At 70.9% G+C, this 21,725-nt stretch carries 20 protein-coding genes and 1 rRNA gene; 8 read left to right on the top strand and 13 right to left on the bottom strand.

Features of this window, described 5'->3' with window-relative positions; translation table 11 throughout:
* Positions 1 to 30: 30 nt before the first annotated feature.
* Positions 31 to 603 (top strand): PPA1309 family protein, encoded by a 573-nt coding sequence (locus tag B0I33_RS27960; protein WP_106182115.1) that lies wholly within the window; start codon positions 31 to 33, stop codon positions 601 to 603.
* Between the two features lie 94 nt (positions 604 to 697).
* On the opposite strand, the gene B0I33_RS27955 is transcribed toward B0I33_RS27960, so the two are convergent.
* Complete coding sequence (locus B0I33_RS27955; protein ID WP_245901142.1) at positions 698 to 1,852, bottom strand: YlbL family protein; 1,155 nt, start codon at positions 1,850 to 1,852, stop codon at positions 698 to 700.
* A gap of 82 nt (positions 1,853 to 1,934) precedes the next feature.
* Between B0I33_RS27955 and B0I33_RS27950 the strand changes: the two genes are divergently transcribed.
* Positions 1,935 to 3,311: a zinc-dependent metalloprotease gene (locus B0I33_RS27950; RefSeq protein WP_106182112.1), complete on the top strand. Its 1,377-nt coding sequence runs from the start codon at positions 1,935 to 1,937 to the stop codon at positions 3,309 to 3,311.
* Positions 3,312 to 3,360: 49 nt separating this feature from the next.
* On the opposite strand, the gene B0I33_RS27945 is transcribed toward B0I33_RS27950, so the two are convergent.
* Positions 3,361 to 3,888: a M48 metallopeptidase family protein gene (locus B0I33_RS27945; RefSeq protein WP_106182110.1), complete on the bottom strand. Its 528-nt coding sequence runs from the start codon at positions 3,886 to 3,888 to the stop codon at positions 3,361 to 3,363.
* Positions 3,889 to 4,103: 215 nt separating this feature from the next.
* Here B0I33_RS27945 and B0I33_RS27940 point away from each other — a divergent pair, with 215 nt between their 5' ends.
* The 3 genes from B0I33_RS27940 to B0I33_RS27930 all read left to right on the top strand — a co-directional run bounded on the left by B0I33_RS27940 (position 4,104) and on the right by B0I33_RS27930 (position 7,728).
* Positions 4,104 to 5,147 (top strand): ThiF family adenylyltransferase, encoded by a 1,044-nt coding sequence (locus B0I33_RS27940; protein ID WP_106182108.1) that lies wholly within the window; start codon positions 4,104 to 4,106, stop codon positions 5,145 to 5,147.
* A gap of 103 nt (positions 5,148 to 5,250) precedes the next feature.
* Positions 5,251 to 6,552, top strand: coding sequence for an ABC1 kinase family protein (locus B0I33_RS27935; protein WP_425440529.1), 1,302 nt, complete (start codon positions 5,251 to 5,253; stop codon positions 6,550 to 6,552).
* 219 nt (positions 6,553 to 6,771) lie between these two features.
* Positions 6,772 to 7,728, top strand: a complete 957-nt coding sequence (locus B0I33_RS27930) for a type IV toxin-antitoxin system AbiEi family antitoxin (RefSeq protein ID WP_245901140.1) — start codon at positions 6,772 to 6,774, stop codon at positions 7,726 to 7,728.
* 15 nt (positions 7,729 to 7,743) lie between these two features.
* Here B0I33_RS27930 and B0I33_RS27925 read toward each other — a convergent pair whose 3' ends face one another.
* The 5 genes from B0I33_RS27925 to B0I33_RS27905 form a co-directional block, all read right to left on the bottom strand.
* Positions 7,744 to 7,926: a response regulator gene (locus B0I33_RS27925; RefSeq protein WP_106182105.1), complete on the bottom strand. Its 183-nt coding sequence runs from the start codon at positions 7,924 to 7,926 to the stop codon at positions 7,744 to 7,746.
* The gene (locus B0I33_RS27920) at positions 7,923 to 8,744 is read right to left on the bottom strand and encodes a class I SAM-dependent methyltransferase (protein WP_245901138.1); all 822 of its coding nucleotides are present in this window, start codon (positions 8,742 to 8,744) and stop codon (positions 7,923 to 7,925) included. The genes B0I33_RS27925 and B0I33_RS27920 overlap by 4 nt, the downstream gene beginning before the upstream one ends.
* Before the next feature lie 369 nt (positions 8,745 to 9,113).
* A complete protein-coding gene (locus B0I33_RS27915) occupies positions 9,114 to 9,479 on the bottom strand; it encodes a WhiB family transcriptional regulator (protein ID WP_106182103.1) in 366 nt (121 codons plus the stop codon).
* A gap of 118 nt (positions 9,480 to 9,597) precedes the next feature.
* Positions 9,598 to 9,870 (bottom strand): hypothetical protein, encoded by a 273-nt coding sequence (locus B0I33_RS27910; protein ID WP_146147574.1) that lies wholly within the window; start codon positions 9,868 to 9,870, stop codon positions 9,598 to 9,600.
* A 193-nt stretch (positions 9,871 to 10,063) separates the two neighbouring features.
* On the bottom strand, positions 10,064 to 12,151 hold the full coding sequence (locus tag B0I33_RS27905) for an ATP-dependent DNA helicase UvrD2 (RefSeq protein ID WP_106182100.1): 2,088 nt from the start codon (positions 12,149 to 12,151) through the stop codon (positions 10,064 to 10,066).
* Between the two features lie 65 nt (positions 12,152 to 12,216).
* On the opposite strand from B0I33_RS27905, the gene B0I33_RS27900 reads away from it, so the two are divergent.
* Together B0I33_RS27900 and B0I33_RS27895 are read left to right on the top strand one after the other, a co-directional pair.
* The gene (locus B0I33_RS27900; RefSeq protein ID WP_106182098.1) at positions 12,217 to 12,945 is read left to right on the top strand and encodes a DUF4191 domain-containing protein; all 729 of its coding nucleotides are present in this window, start codon (positions 12,217 to 12,219) and stop codon (positions 12,943 to 12,945) included.
* 134 nt (positions 12,946 to 13,079) lie between these two features.
* Positions 13,080 to 14,045: a hypothetical protein gene (locus tag B0I33_RS27895; protein WP_106182097.1), complete on the top strand. Its 966-nt coding sequence runs from the start codon at positions 13,080 to 13,082 to the stop codon at positions 14,043 to 14,045.
* Positions 14,046 to 14,061: 16 nt separating this feature from the next.
* On the opposite strand, the gene B0I33_RS27890 is transcribed toward B0I33_RS27895, so the two are convergent.
* Positions 14,062 to 14,547 carry an RDD family protein gene (locus B0I33_RS27890; protein ID WP_106182095.1) on the bottom strand — a complete coding sequence of 162 codons (486 nt, stop codon included), beginning with the start codon at positions 14,545 to 14,547 and terminating at the stop codon, positions 14,062 to 14,064.
* A 175-nt stretch (positions 14,548 to 14,722) separates the two neighbouring features.
* On the opposite strand from B0I33_RS27890, the gene glnA reads away from it, so the two are divergent.
* Positions 14,723 to 16,147 (top strand): type I glutamate--ammonia ligase, encoded by a 1,425-nt coding sequence (glnA, locus tag B0I33_RS27885; RefSeq protein WP_106182093.1) that lies wholly within the window; start codon positions 14,723 to 14,725, stop codon positions 16,145 to 16,147.
* Positions 16,148 to 16,219: 72 nt separating this feature from the next.
* Here glnA and B0I33_RS27880 read toward each other — a convergent pair whose 3' ends face one another.
* The 5 genes from B0I33_RS27880 to rrf all read right to left on the bottom strand — a co-directional run.
* Positions 16,220 to 16,654, bottom strand: coding sequence for an acyl-CoA thioesterase (locus B0I33_RS27880; protein WP_106182091.1), 435 nt, complete (start codon positions 16,652 to 16,654; stop codon positions 16,220 to 16,222).
* 122 nt (positions 16,655 to 16,776) lie between these two features.
* Positions 16,777 to 19,749: a bifunctional [glutamine synthetase] adenylyltransferase/[glutamine synthetase]-adenylyl-L-tyrosine phosphorylase gene (locus B0I33_RS27875; protein WP_106182090.1), complete on the bottom strand. Its 2,973-nt coding sequence runs from the start codon at positions 19,747 to 19,749 to the stop codon at positions 16,777 to 16,779.
* A gap of 108 nt (positions 19,750 to 19,857) precedes the next feature.
* Positions 19,858 to 20,607: a type 1 glutamine amidotransferase gene (locus tag B0I33_RS27870; RefSeq protein ID WP_106182340.1), complete on the bottom strand. Its 750-nt coding sequence runs from the start codon at positions 20,605 to 20,607 to the stop codon at positions 19,858 to 19,860.
* A gap of 93 nt (positions 20,608 to 20,700) precedes the next feature.
* Complete coding sequence (locus B0I33_RS27865; RefSeq protein ID WP_146147573.1) at positions 20,701 to 21,543, bottom strand: GNAT family N-acetyltransferase; 843 nt, start codon at positions 21,541 to 21,543, stop codon at positions 20,701 to 20,703.
* A 92-nt stretch (positions 21,544 to 21,635) separates the two neighbouring features.
* Positions 21,636 to 21,725: ribosomal RNA gene (gene rrf, locus B0I33_RS27860) — 5S ribosomal RNA — on the bottom strand; the annotation flags it as partial.

The following is a 21,725-nucleotide window of genomic DNA, read 5'->3' as shown; positions in this document are numbered from 1 at the left end:
GGTCCGGCGAGATCCTGCCACGATGGCCTCATGACAGGCAGCGAGAACCGGGCGGCGGCTTCGAGTGTGGCCGCACTCGCCCGCGAAGTCGAGGAGTTCGTCGCGACCGCGGGATGGGATCAGCAGCCGCAGCTGTTCGCGCTCGTCCCCACCCGGGAGCTGCTGCGCCAGCAGCCCGAGCTGGCGGATCAGGTCGACACGGAGAGCCCGCTGACTCCGGTGGCGCAGGAACCGCTGCCCGAGGGCGACCTCGCCGAGTCCCTCGGGCGGATCGCCTGGCCGGAGACCGTGGAGGGCTGCGCGCTCGCCCAGGAGATCATCGTGCTGCCGCCGGACGCCGAGTCCGAGCTGCCGGACGTCGGCGAGACGACCGGGGAGGAGGACGTCGACCGGCTCCGGCGGGCAGCGGCGGACCACCCGAGCCGCACCGAGGCCCGGCTGGTCGCGGCGGTCCTGCGGGACGGAACGGCGGCGTGCGTCATGCGCCTGCGCGGGGTCCGCGCACCGGAGGGCGGTGACGAGGGCGACGTCGACGAGATCGTCGAGCACCCGGAACTCGCCCCCAACCTGGTCGACGCCCTCCGCGCCACCCTGCAACCCTGACCACCCCGCCCCAGCGGGTGAGCAAGGGAGCTTTACTCCCGTCTGGCGGTAGTAAAGCTCCCTTGCTCGCTCCGTGCGGAGCGGGCGAGCGGGCTCAGCAGGTCGAGACCGGGCGCCCGGCGCTGAGGTTCTCGAGGGCGGTCACCGCGTCGTCGAGGTCGGACACCTTGACCAGCTCGAGCCCTTCCGGGGCCGCCGAGACCGCTTCGGCACAGTTGCGCTCGGGCACCAGGAAGGCGGTCGCCCCGGCCTCCCTGGCCGCGACCAGCTTGAACGAGATGCCGCCGATGGCGCCGACGGAGCCCTCGTCGTCGATCTCCCCGGTACCCGCCACGTGCTCCCCACCGGCCAGCGCACCCGGCGTCAGCCGGTCGACGATGGCCAGCGCGAACATCAGTCCCGCCGACGGGCCGCCGACGTCCTCCAGCGAGATCCCCACCTCGAATGGCACGTCGGCCCGGTCGACCGGCTGGAAGCCGACGAAGCCCTGGTCGCCGTCCGGGTGCTCGGCCAGCGTGATCCGCTCGGTACGAGTCTGGCCCTCATGCTGGAACGTCAGCGTCACCTGCTGGCCGGGGCGGGTGTTCGCGAGCGCTTCCCGGACATCGTCCTCATTGGTGATCTTCTCGCCGTCGATCCGCAGGATCCGGTCACCGGGCGCGAGCACACTGTCCGCCGGGCTGTCCGACACGACCTCCTGCACGACCACCTGCACCGGGTAGCCCAGCCGCCGCAGCGCGGCGACCTCGGCGTTGCTCTGGGAGTTCCGGAACTGCTGGACGTTCTCCCTGCGGACCTCCTCGTCCGTTTCGCCCGGCGCGAAATACTCCTCTCGCGGCGCCAGCGCGTACCGGCCGCTCGCCCACAGCCCGAGCGCGCCGAACAGCGTCACGTTGTCGTTCAGCGACACCGTCGTCATCCGCAGCTCGCCGGAGGTGGGATAGGTCCGTTCGCCGTCGATCGCCACGACCTGCGTGCCGTCGACCTTGCCGAGGGTGTCGTAGGTCGGCCCCGGCCCGAGCGCGACGTAGGGCACCCGGACGAACGCGCCGAGCAGGCCGAACACCAGCACCAGCACGAGGCTGAGCACGAGCGTCCAGCCCCTCCGGCTCAGTCTGGTGCGCGCGTCGCCGGACCCGCCCGGTTCGTCCGGGCCCGCCGAGGGCTCCGCGGACACGGGCTTGCGCTCGGGCTCGGCGCTCGCCTGCCCGACTCCTCCGCCTGGCGCGCTGTCGCGGGACTCGCTCACAGCAACACAGCGTACGGTGGCCCTGGCACGCCGACGGCGCAGGCCACGCCCATCGCCCGGCTCGTCCGCGTACGGTGGTGACATGAGCAACCCACCGTTCGGTTTCGGACCCCCCGATCCCGACAAGCGTCGCGACGACGAGTCGCCGGGTTCCGGCGGCGAGCAGCAGCCTGGTTCGGGCGCCGACGCGTTCAACCAGCTGGGACAGATGCTCAGCCAGCTCGGTCAGATGCTCAGCCAGGCAGGCAGCTCCTCCGGGCCGGTCAACTACGACCTGGCCAAGCAGATCGCCATGCAGCGGCTCTCCAGCTCGTCGAAGCTGGGCTTCACCCTCGACGACAAACCCGCCGACACCGCGGTGCGGGACGCCGCTCACCTGGCGGAGCTGTGGCTCGACGCGGCCACCATCCTTCCCGCCGGCGCCAGCACGACGGTCGCCTGGACGTCCCGGGACTGGGTGGAGAAGACCCTGCCCACCTGGCAGCGGCTCTGCGACCCCGTGGCGAAGCAGGTGTCCGGCGCCTGGATGCAGGCGTTGCCCGACGAGGCCAAGCAGGCGGCGGGGCCGCTGCTGTCGATGGTCGGCCAGATGGGTGGCATGGCTTTCGGCTCGCAGCTCGGTAACGCACTGGCCGAGCTCGCCTCCGAGGTGCTGACGTCCACGGACGTCGGCCTGCCGCTGGGCCCGGCCGCCACGTCGGCCCTGCTCCCCGCGAACATCGAGAAGTTCACCGAGGGCCTGGAACGGCCCGCGAGCGAGGTGCTCGTCTTCCTCGCCGCCAGGGAGGCCGCGCACCAGCGGCTGTTCGCGCACGTCCCGTGGCTGCGGCAGCGGCTGCTCGCGACGGTCGAGGAGTTCGCGCACGGCATCACCGTCGACACCTCGGCGCTCGAGCAGCTGGCTGGCCAGGTCGACCCGAGCAACCCGGCGAGCATCGAGCAGGCCATGTCGTCCGGACTGCTGGAACCGCAGACCACGCCGGAGCAGCAGGCCGCGCTCAACCGGCTGGAGACCCTGTTGGCCCTGGTCGAGGGCTGGGTCGATGTCGTGGTCGCGGAAGCCGTCGGCGACCGGCTGCCCGGCGCCGACGCGCTGCGGGAGACACTGCGGCGGAGGCGGGCTACGGGCGGCCCCGCGGAGCAGACGTTCGCGACACTCGTCGGGCTGGAGCTGCGGCCGAGGCGCATGCGTGCCGCGTCCGCGCTGTGGAAGCTGGTCGGCGACCAGCACGGCACGGAGCAGCGGGACCGGCTCTGGTCGCATCCGGACCTCATGCCGACCGCCGACGACCTCGATGACCCGATGGAGTTCGCCGAGCGGCTCGGCCGCTCGGGCGAGACCGGTGAGGGCATGGACCCGATGGCCGAGCTGGAGCGCACCCAGCGGGCCGAGGAGGCCTCGTCCGGCGACGAGGACCCCGGCACCGAGGGTGACGGCCGCGGCGACGACCAGCGGTGACCGCGCGACGGTCCTGGCCGGCGCCACCGGCCAGGACCGCGGGGTGGCCTCATTCGTCGTCGGCGTCGATCCCCGTGATGCCCAGCCCGGCGGCTGACGACAGGCCCTCGAGGTAGCCGATCGCGCGTTCCGTCTTGGGATAGCGCCGGACCAGCGCCCAGAACTTGGCGTTGTGCCCGGCGACCCTCAGGTGGGCGAGTTCGTGCACGAGAACGTAGTCGAGCACCCACGACGGCACGTCCCGCAGGCGTTCGCTGACGCGGATCGTGCGGTCGACCGGGGTGCACGAGGCCCACCGCGTGCGCATCGGCGGTACCCAGCGCACGCTGGCGGGCATCGTCGTGGAGTCGAGGTAGCGCCGGGAGAGTTCGACGCACCGCGCCAGCAGGGCCTCGTCCGATTTCCGTGCGGGCGAGGCCCGCCTGCTCTCGGTGCGCTGCAGCTTGCGCTGCATCTCGGCGACCCAGTGCTCCTCCTCCGCCCTGCTCATGGTCGCGGGAATCAGCACGACGAGCGTGTCGCCGTCCCGGTACGCGGTCACTGTGCGGCGCCGGCGCGCGCTGCGGCGCACCTCCACCTTCTCCTGAGGGGCGGACGGCTGGCGTCCGTTCCGGCCCCGATCTCTCAACGAGGGCACCCGTGCATCGGCCACGCATCCACCGTAAAGGCACGGACCGACATCGAGGATGGCTCGATCGCACAGACCTCGAGTTGTCCACAACTGAGTTTTCCTGTGGACAAATCGCGACTCCCGCTGTGCACGGGCAGCGATGACCAGTCACTCTGGGCGACATGACCGAATCGCTACCGAACGTCACCCTGCCGTCACGGCCTCGCCTGGTGCCCGGCCTGGACGTCATCGAGCGCCGCGCCGACGAGGTGCAGATCGGCCTCGACCCCCGGCACGCCGTCGTCGCCACCGGCCTGCCTCCGGTGCTCGTCGACGTGCTGCGCAGCCTCGACGGCAGCCGGAGCATCGGTTCCCTGCTCGCCCTCGCGCGCGACGAGCACGCCGAACGGCTCCGCGACCTGCTCACCGGGCTCACCGCCCGTGGACTGATCGAGGACGCCGAGCCGGCACGGCAGCACGGCCGGACCGACGAGCCGGATCTGTGGTCGCTACACCTCGGGCGCCGATGCCAGGACACCGCCGCCAACCGGGCGCGCAGCACGGTACTGGTGCATGGTGGCGGAAGGCTGGCGGTCGCGGTGGCGACGCTGCTCGCCGCGGCCGGCGTCGGCCACATCGAGGCGGCCTCGACCGGGCGGGTCAGTCCCGACGACCTGGGATCCGGGCACCTCGACGCGGACATCGGCAGACCACGGCGGCAGGCCATCGCCGACGCGGTGCGAAGAGCCAACCCGGCCGCGCGGACCGGCCGGATCGGCGGCGATCGCAGTCCCGACCTGGTCCTGCTCACCGACGCCGTCGTACCGGCGCCTGAGGTGGTCCGCGAGCTCACCGGCAGCGGGCAGCCGCACCTGGCGGTACGGGTGCGCGACGGCATCGGTCTCGTCGGCCCGTACGTCGTGCCGGGCCGGAGCAGCTGCCTGCGCTGCGCCGACCTGTATCGCACGTCGCTGGACTCCTGCTGGCCCCGGGTCGCCGGGCAGCTGGCGGGGCGCTACCAGCGGGCCGACCTCTGCAGCGTGCACGCCGCCGCGGCGCTCGCCGCCGGGCAGGCCCTGCGCATCCTCAGCCCCGAGGACGAGCCGCCGCCCACCTGGAACGGCACGCTCGAGATCGACTCCCACGCGGGCACGCTGCGCAGGCGGGACTGGCCTCCGCACCCGGACTGCGGGTGCGGCGCGTACCGGCCGCGGAGGGTGACCTAGCACCCCAGGAGACCGCGGCGGCTGCGCGCACCGTGATCGGCAAGGCAGAATCGCTGACGTGACAGAATTCCGCGACTCGACCGACGACCGCGTCGACACGGCGATGCCGCGCCGGACGGCCATGCGCACGGCCAAGCTGGCCAGTCTGCCGCTGGGCATCGCCGGGCGTGCCGTCGGAGGCTGGGGGAAGCGCCTGACCGGGCAGAGCGCCGAAGAGGTCAACGCCGCGCTCTCCGCCAAGGCCGCGGAACAGCTGTTCGAGGTGCTGGGCACGCTCAAGGGCGGCGCCATGAAGTTCGGGCAGGCGCTCAGTGTGTTCGAGGCCGCGGTTCCCGAGGAGATGGCGGCGCCGTACCGGGAGGCGCTGACGAAACTGCAGGCCGCGGCGCCGCCGATGTCGCCGAAGCAGACCCGGCGGGTGCTCGCCGAGCAACTCGGCCGCTCCTGGGCAGACCGGTTCGCCGAATTCGAGGACGAGCCCGCGGCCGCGGCCAGCATCGGGCAGGTGCACCGCGCGGTGTGGCACGACGGCCGCGAGGTCGCGGTGAAGGTCCAGTACCCGGGCGCGGACGAGGCGCTGCACAGCGACCTGCGCCAGCTGCAGCGGTTCAGCAGGCTCTTCCAGGCCCTGGTGCCGGGCACGGAGGTCAAGCCGCTGCTCGCGGAGCTGTCCGCGCGCATGAGCGAGGAACTGGACTATCGCACGGAGGCCGACAACCAGCGCGCCTTCGCGAAGGCCTTCCACGGCGACGGCCAGGTGTTCATCCCGAAGGTGGTGGCCAGCGCACCGAAGGTCATCGTGTCGGAGTGGGTCACGGGGACACCGCTGGCGGAGATCATCCGCGACGGCACGCCGGAGCAGCGCAATGAGGCTGGGCGCCTGCTCGCCGAGTTCCACTACTCGTCGCCCGCACGTGCCCGCATGCTGCACTCCGATCCGCACCCGGGGAACTTCCTGCTGCTCGACGACGGCCGCCTGTGCGTCATCGACTTCGGAGCGGTCGCACGACTGCCGGAGGGGGCGCCGCCGACGCTGGGTGTGATCATGCGGCTCGCGCTGCAGGGGCGGTCCGAGGAGCTGCTCGACGCGCTGCGGGCCGAGGGGTTCGTCCGGCCCGGCACGGAGCTCGACGCGGACGACGTGCACGCGTATCTCCTGCCGCTGATCGCCCCGCTGACGGCGGACCGGTTCCACTTCACCCGCAGGTGGGCGCAGAAGCAGGCGATGCGGATGGGCGACACCCGGAGCACCGACTTCCACACCGGCCGTTCGCTGAACCTGCCCCCGAACTGGCTGCTCATCCACCGCGTGACGGCCGGGGCGGTCGGCATCCTGTGCCAGCTCGACGCGGAGCTCGAGCTGCGCGCGATCGTCGAGCGCTGGCAACCCGGCTTCGCCGCCTGACCCCCTCTCCCAGCCCCACCCACCGCCTCGTAAGGATGAGCAAGGGAGCTTTACTCCCGTCTGACGATAGTAAAGCTCCCTTGCTCACCGGTCTCCCGCCGAAGTGAGTTGTCCACAGGGACAGCGGATGATGCGCCTGGGTACCGTTCGCGGCGCCGAGTTGTCCACATTTCCGGCGAGCACTCCCCCGCCACCCGCGACCGGGCGACGCTGACGGACATGACCCCGTCAACCACCGCGGCCCCGATCGCCGCCAACACCGACAACACCGGCCACACCGACAACATCGCCACGGTCGCCCAGCTGCGCGCCGGAGGCCTTTCCGAACGTGCCATCGCCACCCGGTGCCGACCGGGCGGTCCGTGGCGCAGGCTCCTGCCGGGTGTCGTGCTGCTCGCGGCCACCGAACCCACGCGGCGGCAGCTCCTGCGCGCGGCCTCCTGCCACTACGGCCGCGAAGGCGTCCTCACCGGCGTCGACGCGCTCATGGCCCACGGACTCGACCTGCCGCGACCCCGCCGCATACACGTGCTCGTCCCGTCGTACCGGCGGACGCTGCCGCCCGAGTTCGTCCTGCTGGAACGCACCCGACGACCGCCGGACCCGGTCTCCGTCCACGGCCTGCCGTTCGCGCCGCCTGCCCGCGCTGCCCTCGATGCCGCCCGGCGGACGGACGACCCCGACCTGCTCCACGACCTGTTGACCTTGCCCGTTCTGGAAGGCCTCTGCGACCTCGACCAGTTGCGCGCCGAGCTTGACGCGGGCAACCAGCGCGGCTCGTCGGCGGTGCGGTCCGAGCTGCGCCGCCTGGCGCAGAACCGCGACAGCTACGTGCACGGAATGGCACGCCGGCTCCTGCTGCGGTCTCCGCTGCCGCCGCCGAGGTGGAACACCACCGTCTGCGACCTGCGGGGCCGGCCGATCGGTTTCGTGGACGCGTGGTGGGACGAGTTGGGACTCGGCTGGCAACTCATCCGGCCTGCGGCGGAGGAGTCCCACGGACGGCTCGGGCATCTGGCACTGACCGCGGCCGGGGTGGTTGTCCTCCGCACGTCCGTGGAACGGCTCCGGGACGCGCCCGGTGACGTCGTCCGCGAGCTCGCGAGCGCGTTCCGGACCGCGTCTCAGCGGCCGCGGCCGCAGGTGCAGTGCGAGGTGCCCGGGGTGGCGGCGTGACCGGACGGCATCCGGTCACCAGTAGTCGGTCGGCAGCTTGCTCTCGATGTCGCGAACGTGCCTGCCCGCGCATTCGGGGCACAGCCAGCGCGCACCGTCGTTCTCGTTCTCCCGAACCCACGCGAGGGCGCGCAGCGGGTCGGCGAAGGTCCGGGTCGTGCCGCACACCCGGCACGCGACCTGCTCGGAGTCCGTCACGTTCGATGCCCGTAGTGGACGGTACGAGCGGAGAGGACGAAGACGTCGTCGCGGTGGCCGAGGTACTCCGGGGCCTCCGGGTCGAGGAGCCGCCGCGCGGCATCGCTGTCCTCGGCGCTCACCCGGTCTTCGGCGATCTCGGCCAGCCAGCCGAGTCGTTCGGCGGCGAACTCCTGGACGAGCGGCCCGCCGGGGGCGGGATGATCGATCAGGTACGTGAAGGAGCTCGTGCCGACAAGCCCGGCGCGACGCAGCGCGGTGGTCCAACCGTGGGGCATCCGCACGGCTTCGGGCATGCCCGCACGCAGCTCACCGAACCATGCGTTGCGCGCCGCGTTGAGCCGCTGCTCCAGTCCTGGGGTGCCCACGCCGACGTCCCACGGAAGGCAGGACGTCTCGAGACCGCCCTCGGCCACTGCCAGCAGGCCACCCGGCCGCAGCATCTCGGCGAACCGGTTGACGGCGGCCTGCTGGTCGGGAAGGTGGTGGACGACAGCGGATCCCCAGACGAGGTCGGCTCTCGGCAGCAACTCGGGCAACTCCGCGGTGGCCGCGTCGGCGACGACGGTTTCGACGCGAACGTCCGCGCCGGCCTCGGCCAGCGCGGACTCCCGAGCGGCGGCGAGAAGCTCGTCCACCGCGTCCACGAGTACGAGCGTGCCCCCGCCCCGGCCGCGTAGGGCCGCGGCCAGTGCCGCACTCATGCCCCCGCTTCCGCTGCCGATGTCCACCACTGTCGCGGCGTCGGGCAGGTCGGCGGTAAGGCGAGCGGCGACGGCCGCGAGCGGCTCTCGTTCTAGCTGGTCGAGCCGTCGCATGGCAGTGAGGCGGGCGACCCAGTCGACATCGTCGTGTGTATGTGCTGACACCCGGCCATTGAACACCGGTGGTCAACCACATTTCCGAACCGCCGGGCTGGGTGGGCGGTGCGCCCACCCAGCCCCGCGATCATCGGCTGAGCTGTCCGGATCGGCGGCTCGCCCAGGTGGCCAGCCTGCCCCACCTGCGTGCCGCGCGAGCACGCCGGACGTACCTCCGTCCGTCCAGGCCGTGGTGCAGCTCGCGTATTCGCGATCTGGCGAGTTCTTCGTAGATCAACATTTGGGTGTTCTCCTGAGTCGTCATGTCGATACCGTTCGCTCCGTCAAGCGGGTTGGCGGGACGGTGGTCGGTGCTGGTTCGCGTGGTCATGCCGCGCTCCGTTCGTTCACTGGCTGCTCGACGACAGGGTTCTTACGTGGACGCCCGCGCGGCCGCTTACGGGCCACGACGGCGCCGCGCTCGAAGATCTCCCCGCCCCAGACGCCCCAGGGCTCGCGCCGGTCCAGCGCGCCCTGCAGGCAGGCGGAGCGGACCGGGCAGTCGGTGCACAGCACCTTGGCCCGCTCCAGGTCCGCCGGGGCTTCCGCGAACCAGAGGTCCGCGTCGCCGGATCGACAGGGCAGTTCGACCTCGGGTGCGGAAACCGCGTCGAGCAACTCACCGACACCCGTGCTGCCGGCGAGAACCTCGGGTAACGCCCCCTCTGACGCGAAGGCGGTTGCCGATGGCATTCCCGTTCTCCTTTGTGGTTGTGGTTTCTTGCGTTCGATTCGTCCTCGAACAACACGAAGGCCGCGGATCCGATGAACGGTTCCGCGGCCTTCGTGAGCCTGATCCCTGACGGGAGTGTCAGGGGCATCTCTCACGTGAATACGGCGGAACCAGGGCCTGCTCGCGGGCCTGCTTGCGGATCGGCAGGGCGAAGGTGGACGGTCGGACGGCGAGGGCGGCGAACCCGGGCGCACCGAGATCGCGAACACGCACTCCATGGGGGCGGGCAAACGCCCCGTCGTACTGCTGACCGAGCCAGACCATGCCGGTGTCACGGCGCACAGCCGTGCGCATCTCCGCATCGGGGGACAGCGAGGTGCAGGCATTGCCGAACAGAGCATCGAGCTTCATCGCCAGCACCTCCTCTCGCCGCCTGTAGGCACACCGATACGTCGGTGGCCGGAACATGTGCGGTGACTTCCACCCAGTGCATGCAGGCTATTGCTCCTGGGCACGGCAAGGCAACCGAATTTAGAGAAAACTGCTCGCAAGGGGGAGGAAATCCGCTGACCAGGTGTTTCGCCGCCGCACCGTGCCCGGACGGCTACGACTCGTGAGCCTCTCGCACCACGGCCAGGACTTCCGCGCCGAACCGTTCGAGCTTGGTCGCTCCGATGCCGGAGATGGCGACCAGCGCGCGGTCATCCGTCGGCCGCTGCTCAGCGATCGCGAGCAGCGTCGCGTCGGTGAACACGACGTACGCGGGCACCTTGAGCTGTCGAGCCCGGTCACCGCGCCACTCCTTGAGCCGGGCGAGCAGGTTCTCGTCCACGTCGGCCGGACAGTTGGTGCACCGACCGAGCTTGACCTCGAGGGTGGCGTTGAGCGCGCTGCCGCACAGCCGGCAACGGCTCTTGGATCCGGCGGCCCTCGGCTGCGTCCGCGGGACGCGGGCGGCGGGGTGGTCCTCCGGGATCAGCCCATAGAGGAACCGGCTGCGCCTGCGGTGGGGCCTGCCGCCCGGTGACCGCGACAGCGCCCACGACAGGGACAGGTACTGCCGTGCCCTGGTCACGCCGACGTAGAACAGCCTGCGCTCCTCCTCGATCGCGCTGTCGTCACCGTCGGCGCGCTGGATCGGCAGCGTGCCCTCCGCGAGCCCGACGAGGAAGACGGCGTCCCACTCCAGCCCTTTGGCGGCGTGCAGCGACGCGAGCGTGATGCCTTCGACCGTGGGCGGGTGTTGCGCGGACGCCCGCTGTTCGAGCTCGGCGACGTACCGGGCGAGGGTGGCTCCCTCGGTTGTGGCCGCCAGCTCCTCGGCCAGCTCGACGAGTGCCAGCAGCGCGTCCCAGCGTTCCTTCGCCGCACCGCCGGGCGGTGGTTGCTCCGTCAGCCCGACCCCGGCGAGAATCCTCCGTACGAGCGGCACGAACTCGCCGTCCGGCTCACCGGCCGCGGCGGTACGCAGGGCCGACATCGCCTGCCGCACCTCCCTGCGGGCGAAGAACCGCTCGCCGCCGCGCACGAGGTACGGGATGCCCGCTTCCGACAGCGCCTGCTCGTAGGCCTCGGACTGGGCGTTGACGCGATACAGCACGGCGATCTCGCTGGCGGGCACATCCGCGTCCAGCAGGTCCCGGATCCGGCCCGCGACGGCCGCCGCCTCGGCCGCCTCGTCGTCGTACTCGGCGAACCGGGGCGGGGGCCCGTCGGGCCGCTGCCCGACGAGCCGCAGCCGGGACCCGGCCGGCCTGCCGCGCGCGGCTCCGATCACCTGGTTGGCCAGCGAGACCACCTGGGGGGTGGAGCGGTAGTCCCGTTCCAGCCGCACCACGGTGGCCTCGGGAAACCGTCTGGTGAAGTCCAGTAGCGGGCGCGGCGACGCGCCGCCGAACGAGTAGATCGTCTGGTTGGCGTCGCCGACCACGGTCAGGTCGTCCCGGCCGCCGAGCCATGCGTCCAGCAGCCGCTGCTGCGCCGGCGTGACGTCCTGGTACTCGTCGACGACGAAACAGCGGTAACGGTCGCGGAACTCCTGCGCGACCGCGCTGTGTTCCTCCAGTGCCGCCGTGGTGTGCAGCAGGAGGTCGTCGAAGTCGAGCAGCTGTGCCTCGTTCTTCAGCTTCTCGTACATGCGGTAGAGCTCGGCGATCCGCGTGCCCGGTTCGGGCAGGTCCCGGCCGAGCCGGGATGCCACGGCCGGGTAGTCGTCCGGGCCGACGAGGGAGGCCTTGGCCCACTCGATCTCCCCGGTGAGGTCACGCAGCACCTCGGCCTCGGTGGGCATGCCGAGCCGGTTCGCCGCCTGACCGACGAGGCGCAGCTTGTTGCCGTCGATCAGGTCCCACTGCCGGTCACCGACGACCCGCGGCCAGAAGTACCTGAGCTGGCGCAGCGCGGCCGCGTGGAACGTCCGGGCCTGTGCGCCCTCGACCCCGAGCGCCCGCAGCCGGGCGCGCATCTCCCCCGCTGCCCGGGCCGTGAACGTGACGGCGAGCACCTGCCCCGCGGCGACGTGGCCGGAACGCACCAGGTAGGCGATGCGGTGGGTGATGGTCCGCGTCTTGCCAGTGCCCGCCCCCGCGAGCACGCACACCGGGCCGCGCGGTGCGCAGGCCGCCGCCCGCTGTTCGGGGTCGAGGCCCTCCAGCAGGCCCGGTCGAGACGTCGATCGAGCTGCGCTACCCACGGCCGCATCCTCGCAGAGGGGACCGACGGGTCCACGCCTGGGCACGCGGCCGTATCCTGATTCATATGGCGGGAAAGCAGGACAAGGAAGCTGCCAAGCAAGCCAAGCGGGAGCGACGCGCGCAGAGCAAGGCGAAGCGCGGGCAGATCTTCCAGGCGTTCAAGATGCAGCGCCAGGAGGACAAGGCCCTCATCCCCTGGATGCTGGGCTCCTTCCTGGTCGTCGCGGGCGTGGTGTTCGGGATCGGCTGGCTGCTGGGCATCGAGTGGTTGCTGCTGCCGATCGGCATCATGCTCGGCCTGCTCGCCGCCGTGATCATCTTCGGCCGCCGGGTGCAGAAGACGGTGTACAGCAAGGCCGAGGGCCAGCCTGGTGCCGCGGCGTGGGCATTGGACAACCTGCGTGGTCGCTGGCGGGTGACGCAGACCGTGGCGGCCACGACCCAGCTGGACGCCGTGCACCGCGTGCTGGGCGGGCCCGGGGTGGTGCTGGTGGCCGAGGGCGCGCCGCACCGGGTGAAGGGCCTGCTCGCGCAGGAGAAGAAGCGCATCGCGCGGCTCGTCGGTGACACGCCGATCTACGACGTGACGATCGGCAACGGGGAGGGGCAGGTGCCGTTGCGGCGCCTGCAGAGCCACCTGATGAAGCTGCCGCGCAACCTCAAGCCGAAGCAGGTGGACGCCCTGGAGGCGAAGCTGGCCGCGCTCGGCAACCGCGGTGCGGCGATGCCGAAGGGCCCGATGCCCCAGGGCGCCAAGATGCGCAACGTGCAGCGCACCATCCGCCGCCGCTGACCCCGCACCACCAACCCACCACTCACACCCCCGCGAGGGAGCAAGGGAGCTTTACTACCGCCTGACAGCAGCAAAGCTCCCTTGCTCACCGCGACCACGCGGAAACTGTCAGTGGCTGGTTGCATGATGGCGCTGTGACACGGCGATGCGCCATCGCGCACGATGAGCTGCGGAAACGGTTTCCGGGAGGGGTCGCTCCCCGGGCCGTTCTCGTCGCGCTGGGCATGTCGCACTCGGCGATCTCCCGCCGTTGCCGCGCCGGCGGTCCCTGGCGCAGGCTCATCCCCGGAGTCGTCCTCCTCAACAACGGCACCCCGACTCGCCACCAGCTCGACCGGGGCGCTCTCGTCCACGCCGGACCAGGCGCCATGATCACCGGGATCGAGGCGGCCCGGCTGCACGGCGTCCGGCACCTACCGTCCGACTCCCGGGTCCACGTCCTCATCCCGCACGACCGCCGCGTCGCCACCCGCGGTTTCGCCGTCGTCGAGCGCACCATCCACCCGCCGGAGCCGGAGACCGTCGACGGGCTCCCCGTCGCGCCGCTCGCCCGTGCCCTCATCGACGCCGCACACCGCATGGACAGCCTGAACGACATCCGGGCGATGATCGCCGATGCCGTCCAGCGCGAGCTGTGCCATCCCCGCGACCTCCGACACGAGCTGGAACAGGGCACCACCATCGGATCCGCGCTTCCGCGCATCGTGGTCGAGGAGATGGACCGGGGCATCCGCTCCGCCGCCGAGGCCTGGGCCGCCCGCGTCGCACGGCGGAGCACGCTGCCCGAGCCACAGTGGAACGTCGAGATCCACGACGAGTTCGGCACGGTGCTCGGCATCGTCGACGCGTGGTGGCCGGAGGCGGGACTCGCATGGGAGATCGACTCGCTCGACTTCCACCTCAACCCGAACGACTACGAAAGGACGGTTCGCAAACACTCGCGGCTGACCGCGGCCGGTGTCGTGGTCATGCACACGCTGCCGACACGGCTCCGCAGGAATCCGCAGGGAGTGATAGCCGAGCTCCGCGCCGCCTACGCCCAGGCGAGGAGCCGCCCACCCCCGAACGTGCGCGCCCGACTGTGGCGCCCGGCCGCGTGAGGCACGGGCGCCGCCGTCAGCGCATGCGGATCACGACGGTCCCAGTGAGGCGGTCGTGCCAGCCGCGGTTGTCCGCGTTGCGCACGGCTGCCGGGATGACGAAGAAGGTGAGCCCGGCTCGCACGAGCGCGCGCCACACCCCCACCGCGACGCGGCCGTCCAGCCTGGCCACCCGGAGCGCCCAGACCGCCATACCCGGGGTGAAGCCGAAGATCGCCACGGGCACCGCCGTGATCGTGGCCCACACGACGAGCGACCACAGGTTGAACTGCTGCATCACCATCGGATCGGCCACGTCCGGACGGATGAACAGCGCCGTCAGCAGCGACGCGAGCACGAGGTCGACCACGAGGGCGAGGAACCGCCTGCCGTTGCCCGCGGCAGCACCGACACCGTCCTCCGGGAGCCCCAGCCGCTCGCCGGGCCAGCGTGGCGGCTCCTCGTCACCACCCATGCGCGTCGTCGCTGGTGACGAAAGCCACTCACCGGTCCATCTAGCCACCCGTCCAGGGTATGCCGCTGGCGGGACGTGCGCGCGACCTGGTCGACTGTCCTGATATCCGCCGACCCGTTAACACCGGCGAAACATTCGGGTGACGGTCGGGCAACACCGCGCTCTTAGCGTGAGCCGAAGAGGGTACTGCCGAACGAGCTCGAACACAGAGGAGTCACCGAGGGTGTCCACTACTCCAGACGATGTCCAGCGTCTCATCGCGGACGAGGACGTGCAATTTGTCGACGTGAGGTTCTGTGACCTGCCGGGTGTCATGCAGCACTTCACCGTCCCCGCCAAGGCCTTCGACGCGGACGCCTTCGAGGAAGGTCTGGCTTTCGACGGGTCGTCGGTGCGTGGATTCCAGTCGATCCACGAGTCGGACATGCTGCTCCTGCCGGACGCGGCGACGGCGCGGATCGACCCGTTCCGCAAGCACAAGACTCTGTCGATGAACTTCTTCGTGCACGACCCGTTCACGCGGGAGCCCTACAGCCGTGACCCGCGGAACATCGCGCGCAAGGCGGAGCAGTACGTCACCGAGTCCGGTATCGCGGACACCGTGTTCTTCGGCCCGGAGGCAGAGTTCTACACCTTCGACTCGGTGCGGTTCGACTCCTCCGAGAACGCGACCTTCCACGAGATCGACTCGATCGAGGGCTGGTGGAACACCGGTCGCGACGAAGAGGGCGGGAACAAGGGTTACAAGACCAAGTACAAGGGCGGCTACTTCCCCGTTCCCCCGGTCGACCACTACGCCGACCTGCGCGACGACATCACCCGGAACCTGATGTCGTCCGGCTTCGAGATCGAGCGTGCTCACCACGAGGTCGGCACGGCGGGCCAGGCGGAGATCAACTACAAGTTCAACACGCTGCTGCACGCCGCGGACGACCTGCAGCTGTTCAAGTACATCGTGAAGAACACGGCGTTCGCCGCGGGCAAGACCGCCACGTTCATGCCGAAGCCGCTGTTCGGCGACAACGGCTCGGGCATGCACTGCCACCAGTCGCTCTGGAAGGACGGCGAGCCGCTCTTCTACGACGAGTCGGGCTACGCGGGCCTGTCCGACACCGCGCGACACTACATCGGCGGCATCCTGACCCACGCGCCGAGCCTGCTCGCGTTCACCAACCCGACGGTGAACTCGTACCACCGGCTCGTGCCGGGTTTCGAGGCCCCGGTCAGCCTGGTGTACTCGCAGCGCAACCGGTCCGCGTGCGTGCGTATCCCGATCACCGGGAACAACGCGAAGGCCAAGCGCATCGAGTTCCGGTGCCCGGACTCCTCCGGTAACCCGTACCTCGCGTTCGCCGCGATGATGATGGCCGGCCTGGACGGCATCAAGAACAAGATCGAGCCGCCGGAGCCGATCGACAAGGACCTCTACGAGCTGCCGCCCGAGGAGGCCAGGAACGTCAAGCTGGTGCCGAGTGACCTCGGCACGGTGCTCGACACGCTCGAGTCCGACCACGAGTTCCTGCTCGAGGGCGGTGTGTTCACGCCCGACGTGATCGAGACGTGGATCAGCTTCAAGCGGGAGAACGAGATCGACCCGCTGCGGCTGCGCCCGCACCCGTACGAGTTCGCCCTGTACTACGACGTCTGATCGGTCGCCGACCGCGGGCTGCGCCGGCGGCGGGGAGTGGAGAGCACCCCCGCCGTCGGCGTTTCTTCATGATCAGTTCTCGCCACAGAGCAGCTTCAGGTCGGCCCCGGCCTGCTCGAACCGGCCGCGCGGGTCCGTCACGAGCTTGCGCCGGTCGAGATCCATGAGACCCACGACGCACTTGATCTCCGCCGACAGCGTGCCGTCGGCTTTGTAGATGTCGGAGTTCATCTGGAAAGTCTTGCCCGAGCCGAATTTGGCGGTGCAGGTCACGTCGACCTCGTCGCCAGCGCGCAGTTCCCGCCGGAAGCTGATGGTCGACTCCAACAGGACCGCGGCGAGTCGCTGACGTTGCAGCTCACCGTCGAGACCGCCTGCCTGCTCCATCAGCTCCAGCCGGGCGACCTCGCCGTAGGAGTGGTACACGGCATGGTTGACGTGGCCCAGGGTGTCAAGCTCGTAATGCCGCACCTTGATCCGGACCCGGAATGGTTCGCGTTCGGTCACGGCCTCACCCTAAGTTCACCGCCGCCTCCCGTCGCCCAAAGGTGAGCAAGGGAGCTTTGCTCTCGTCTGACGGTAGTAAAGCTCCCTTGCTCGCCCCAGGCTCGGGTTGAGAGGGTCGCGGTTCAGCTTTCGTAGAACAGGCGCTCCACCACGGCGTGTGCGCGACGGGTGGTCCGGCGGTAGGAGTCGAGGAACTCGCCGGGGTCGTCGTCGGCCGAGTAACCCAGTACTCGTGCGACGGCGGCGAGCTCACGGCCGGACGACGGCAGCTGATCGACCGCCTTGCCCCGCACCAGCATCGCCGCGTTTCGGGCCCTGGTCGCAAGCAACCAGGCGTCGAGGAGGAAGTCCACGTCCGTCTGCTCGGCCAGCCCGGCCTCCGCCAGCGCGCGCAGCGCATCGAGCGTGGAGGTGGTCCGCAGCGCGGGCACCTCACCGGCGTAGCGCAGCTGGAACAGCTGCGCCGTCCACTCGACGTCGGCGAGCCCGCCGCGCCCGAGTTTGGTGTGCGTGGTCGGATCGGCGCTGCGCGGCAGCCGCTCGTTCTCCACACGAGCCTTGATCCGCCGCACCTCTCGCACCTTGGTGGCGTCGAGGCCGCCGTCGGGATAGCGGACGGGTTCGATGAGCGCCATGAACCGATCCCCCAGCTCCGGGTCTCCCGCCACGAACCGGGCCCGGAGGAGCGCCTGCGCCTCCCACACTTCGCCCCAGCGCGCGTAGTACGCCCGATAGGACTCCAGCGTGCGTACGAGAGGACCGCTGCGTCCCTCCGGCCGCAGGTCAGCGTCCACCTGGAGGGCGGGGTCCTGGCTCGGCGCGCCGAGCGACTGCCGCACGGTCTCGGCCACGGACGTGGCGAACCGCAACGCCTCGGTATCGGCGGCACCGGGCGCGGCTTCGCACACGAACAACACATCCGCATCCGAGCCGTAACCGAGTTCCTCCCCACCGAGACGACCCATGCCGATGACTGCGATGCGGGCTGGTTCGGCGCCGATCTCGGCCGCACGTTTCCGCACCGCCGCCGCGAGTGCGCTCTGCAGCACCGCGCCCCAGACGGAGGACAACGCCGTGCACACGGCGGGCACGTCGAGTAGGCCCAGCAGATCGGCGCACGCTACCCGCAGCATCTCGTGCCTACGCAGCGATCGCGCGGCGGTGACCGCGGCGGCGAGGCCGGGCTGCCTCCGCGCGGCCGCCCGCAGGGACCTCGCCACCTCCTCGGGTGCGCGCCCGGCCAGCCGGTCCGGATCACCCAGCAGCTTGAGCACCTCGGGCGCCCGCACGAGCAGATCGGGCACCAGCCGCGACGTACCGAGCAGGGTGGCGAGGCGCTCGACGACAGCGGCCTCGTCCCGCAGGACCCGCAGGTACCAGGGCGTGTCCGCCAGCGCTTCCGACACTCTCCGGTACGCGAGCAGCCCACCGTCGGGGTCGGGTGTGTCCGCCAGCAGATCGAGGAGCACGGGCAGCAAGGCCTGCTGGATCGACGCTCGCCGCGACACCCCGGACGTGAGGGCCTTGATGTGCTGCAGAGCGCCGTCAGGTGCCGCGTAGCCGAGGGCGGACAGCCTGCTCGCGGCCTGCTCGGTGGTCAGCCGGAGCGCGGCGGTTGGCACGCGTGCCACCGCGTCGAGCAGCGGACGGTAGAAGAGCTTCTCGTGCAGACGACGGATGCGCCGGACGTTCGTCCGGTACTCGGAGAGGAGGATCTCGCTCACCGAGCGGCCCCGGGCCGCGCCAAGCCCGCATGCCCTGGCGAGCCAGCGCAGTTCGGTGGTGTCGTCGAAGTCGGGGAACAAGTGTGTACGGCGCAGGCGGCGTAGCTGCAGCCGGTGCTCCACCGTGCGCAGGAACTCGTACGACGACTCGAGTTCGGCGGCGTCCGCCCGGGCGACGTATCCCCCTTCGCCGAGTGACCGCAGCGCGTCGAGGGTGGTGGCCGACCGCAGTTGCGGGTCCACGCGACCGTGCACCAGTTGCAGGAGCTGCACGGCGAACTCGACGTCACGGAGACCGCCGCGGCCGAGTTTCAGCTCACGGTCGGCGATCTCCGCGGGCACGTGCCGTTCCACCCGCCTGCGCATCTGCTGGACGTCGGCGACAAAGTTCTCGCGTTCCGACGCAGACCACACCATCGGTGCGACCAGTTCCGCGTACCGCCGGCCGAGCTCGGCGTCCCCGGCGACCGGTCTGGCCTTGAGCAGCGCCTGGAACTCCCAAGTGCGGGCCCACTTCTTGTAGTACGCCTCGTGCCCGTCGAGGGTGCGGACGAGAGCGCCCGCCTTGCCTTCCGGCCGGAGCGCGGCGTCCACCTCGAAGCAGGCCGTGCCGACCACGCGCATCATCGCGGTGGCGACGCGGGTGGTGATCTGGATGTCGCCCTCACCGACGAACACCACGTCGACGTCACTCACGTAGTTGAGTTCACGGCCACCGCACTTGCCCATGGCGATCACCGCCAGCGTGCCGTGCGCGGCGTCGGCGACCTCGTGCTCGGCGATCGTGAGGCCCGCGCGGAGCGCTGCCTCGGCGAGTGCGGTGAGCGCGCTCGCGACCTCGGGGTATGTCGGTCGCTCGAGGTCTCGTTCGACGAGGCTGCCGAGGTCGACGGCGGCGATCTCGAGCAGCAGCCCGCGGTAGCCCGAGCGCAGCGCCTGAGCGGCGTCGGTACCGGTGAGCACCTCGCCGTCCGGCCGGATCGCGTCCTGCAGGACCGCGGTGTAGTCGGCGGTGTCCGTGCAGTCGGGGTTGGCGAGCCGGTGCCATTGCCGAGGCGACATCACCAGGAAGTCGGCGAGCGCGCTGGACGCGCCCACGGCGGCGATGAGCCGTCCACGAAGAACGGGATTGTCCCGAAGTGCTGCGGACAGGTCCGGCCAACCGGCCACGTCGGCCTCGCGGATGCGGTCAAGTGATCGGAGCGCGAGGCTCGGGTCGGGCGCGCGGGACAGCGCGGACAGGATCGGCTCGCAACCGTTGACGGGACCTTCGTCGTCCCACCACCCGGCGGCCCGGAGCTCGATTTCGGCTCGATCGTCGGTGAAACCGAACCTCGCCGCTGACGCGGACGATCTGACACGCTCTGCCATCGGCTACCACCGTAGCCCGCCGGGCGCCCAGACCACGCCATGCCACTGGGTGAGCAAGGGAGCTTTACTCCCGTCTGGCGGTAGTAAAGCTCCCTTGCCCCCTCGGGGTCAGGCGAGGGGGAGGGTGCGCGGGTGGTAGGCGGCGGGGTCCAAGTCGCCGGCCGCCAGGCGCACGAAGCGGTGGGCGAACGGACGCCACGTCTCTTCCAGGTCGGTGTGGACGCTGGCGAGCCGCTCCTCGGTCAGCGCGTCCTCGCGTGCGGAGGCGGCGATACCCGGCGCGTTGGCCGCCCATGTCCGGACGACCTCCGGGGTGGTCTCGATGTGGAACTGCACACCGTAGGCGCACCGGCCGATCCGGAACGCCTGGTGCGGGTACTTCGGGGCGGAGGCGAGGAGTTCCGCACCACCCGGAAGCTGCTCGATGACGTCCTGGTGGAACTGCAGCACGTCCTGCATCAGCGGCAGGTCCGCGCAGAGCGGGTCCTTCCACGCCGCATCCTTCTTCGCGACCAGCGCCGGTCCCACCTCCGGCCCGGCGGACCCACGTGCGACGCGGCCGCCGGTGGCGACGGCGAGCAGTTGGGCGCCGAGGCAGATCGCCAGCGTGGGTGTGGCAGTCCCCGCCGCACGGCCGAGCAGCTTGCGGACGTCAGCAAGCCAGGGATGCTCGCGGTCGTCCTCGGCACCCATGCCGCCGCCGAGGCAGACCACGCCGTCGTACCGGTCCAGGCCGTCCGGGAGCTGGTCACCTGGTGGCTGCCGCACATCGAGTTCGGCGCCGGCTTCGGTCAGCCAGTCACCGAGTGGCCCGAGCGGGTCCGATGGGTCAGGTTGGATGGCCAGCAGGCGTGCGATGCTCACGCCCCCAGGGTACGGAGGCTCTTCCGGCGCCCTGTTGGGTGAGCAAGGGAGCTTTACTACCGCCTGGCGGTAGTAAAGCTCCCTTGCTCACCCGGTGGGTGGGGTGAGGGGGAGGTTGGCGAAGTCGAGGATGCGGCGGTAGCCGAGGCGCTGGTAGAGGGCGTTCGACGTGGGGTTGGCCTGGTCTGCGTACAGGACGACGTGCGCAACACCGGCGTGCCGCAGGTGGCGTGAGATCGCGGCGGAGACCGCCGCTCCGTAACCGCGGCCGCGGTGCTCGGGCGGGGTGTAGACGTAGCTGATCCGCGCCATGCCGCATTCCGGCCGGCTGGCCTGTGCGGTGGCGACCGGGGTGCCGCCCACGCACCAGAGACCGCAGGTCCGCTCGGTGATGACGGTCGCCGCGGTGCCGGCCGGGTCCGGGTCCTCAGGTTGCCAGGGCAGCGCTTCCGCGGCGAAGTCCCGCCGCCAGCGGGCGACGAGATCGACCTCGTCCGAGGTGGCGAAGCGGAACAGGCCGGGAACCGGGCGCGGATCGGACAGCTCGCCGAGCTCGTACAGGATCATCGTCCGGTCTCCGGTCACGGACGCCCCCGTCAGGCCGGTCCAGGCGGACACGAACGCTTCCGCTTCGGCGCGCGGACCGTTGACGGCGCCGAGGGCGGTGGTCATCTCCGCGACCGCCGTGGCGACGACGCGACTCGCCTCGACCGGCACCCCGCTCACCGGAACCGGCAGCGGGCGCGTCCACGGGAGTACCGCACGGAGCCGTCCCTCGTCGTGCGCGGTGACCAGGGCCGACTCCGCACCGCCGCGCCGGAGGCCGCTGACGGCACTGAGCGCAGACGTGTGCCGGACCGGATCCCGCCCAAAAAAGGGCATCGCGAGGGAGGCGAACGCGGCCACATCGGAATGCACGGTGCTTCTCACAACAGCACCGTACCGAGCACAAAGAAAACCCCGGAAGTGGCGGGAGAACTTTACGTTCTCGACCGGACCACTTCCGGGGTTTCTTAGGTTATGTACGGCGGTGTCCTACTCTCCCACACCCCTTCGGGTGCAGTACCATCGGCGCTGGTGGGCTTAGCTTCCGGGTTCGGGATGGGTCCGGG

The sequence above is a fragment of the Prauserella shujinwangii genome, from assembly GCF_003001955.1.
Classification (GTDB): domain Bacteria; phylum Actinomycetota; class Actinomycetes; order Mycobacteriales; family Pseudonocardiaceae; genus Qaidamihabitans; species Qaidamihabitans shujinwangii.
Note: the sequence above shows the minus strand (reverse complement) of the source record. Positions and strands in the feature narration are given on the sequence as shown.

What these genes read in the sequence shown, in the direction of transcription:
- B0I33_RS27915 (WP_106182103.1), bottom strand. Translation starts at nt 9,479, where the DNA reads ATGCCATCGGCAACCGCCTTCGCGTCAGAGGGGGCGTTACCCGAGGTT.
- B0I33_RS27920 (WP_245901138.1), bottom strand. Translation starts at nt 8,744, where the DNA reads ATGCGACGGCTCGACCAGCTAGAACGAGAGCCGCTCGCGGCCGTCGCC.
- B0I33_RS27950 (WP_106182112.1), top strand. Translation starts at nt 1,935, where the DNA reads ATGAGCAACCCACCGTTCGGTTTCGGACCCCCCGATCCCGACAAGCGT.
- B0I33_RS27935 (WP_425440529.1), top strand. Translation starts at nt 5,251, where the DNA reads ATGCCGCGCCGGACGGCCATGCGCACGGCCAAGCTGGCCAGTCTGCCG.
- B0I33_RS27875 (WP_106182090.1), bottom strand. Translation starts at nt 19,749, where the DNA reads ATGGCAGAGCGTGTCAGATCGTCCGCGTCAGCGGCGAGGTTCGGTTTC.
- B0I33_RS27900 (WP_106182098.1), top strand. Translation starts at nt 12,217, where the DNA reads ATGGCGGGAAAGCAGGACAAGGAAGCTGCCAAGCAAGCCAAGCGGGAG.
- B0I33_RS27960 (WP_106182115.1), top strand. Translation starts at nt 31, where the DNA reads ATGACAGGCAGCGAGAACCGGGCGGCGGCTTCGAGTGTGGCCGCACTC.
- B0I33_RS27910 (WP_146147574.1), bottom strand. Translation starts at nt 9,870, where the DNA reads ATGAAGCTCGATGCTCTGTTCGGCAATGCCTGCACCTCGCTGTCCCCC.
- B0I33_RS27930 (WP_245901140.1), top strand. Translation starts at nt 6,772, where the DNA reads ATGACCCCGTCAACCACCGCGGCCCCGATCGCCGCCAACACCGACAAC.
- B0I33_RS27940 (WP_106182108.1), top strand. Translation starts at nt 4,104, where the DNA reads ATGACCGAATCGCTACCGAACGTCACCCTGCCGTCACGGCCTCGCCTG.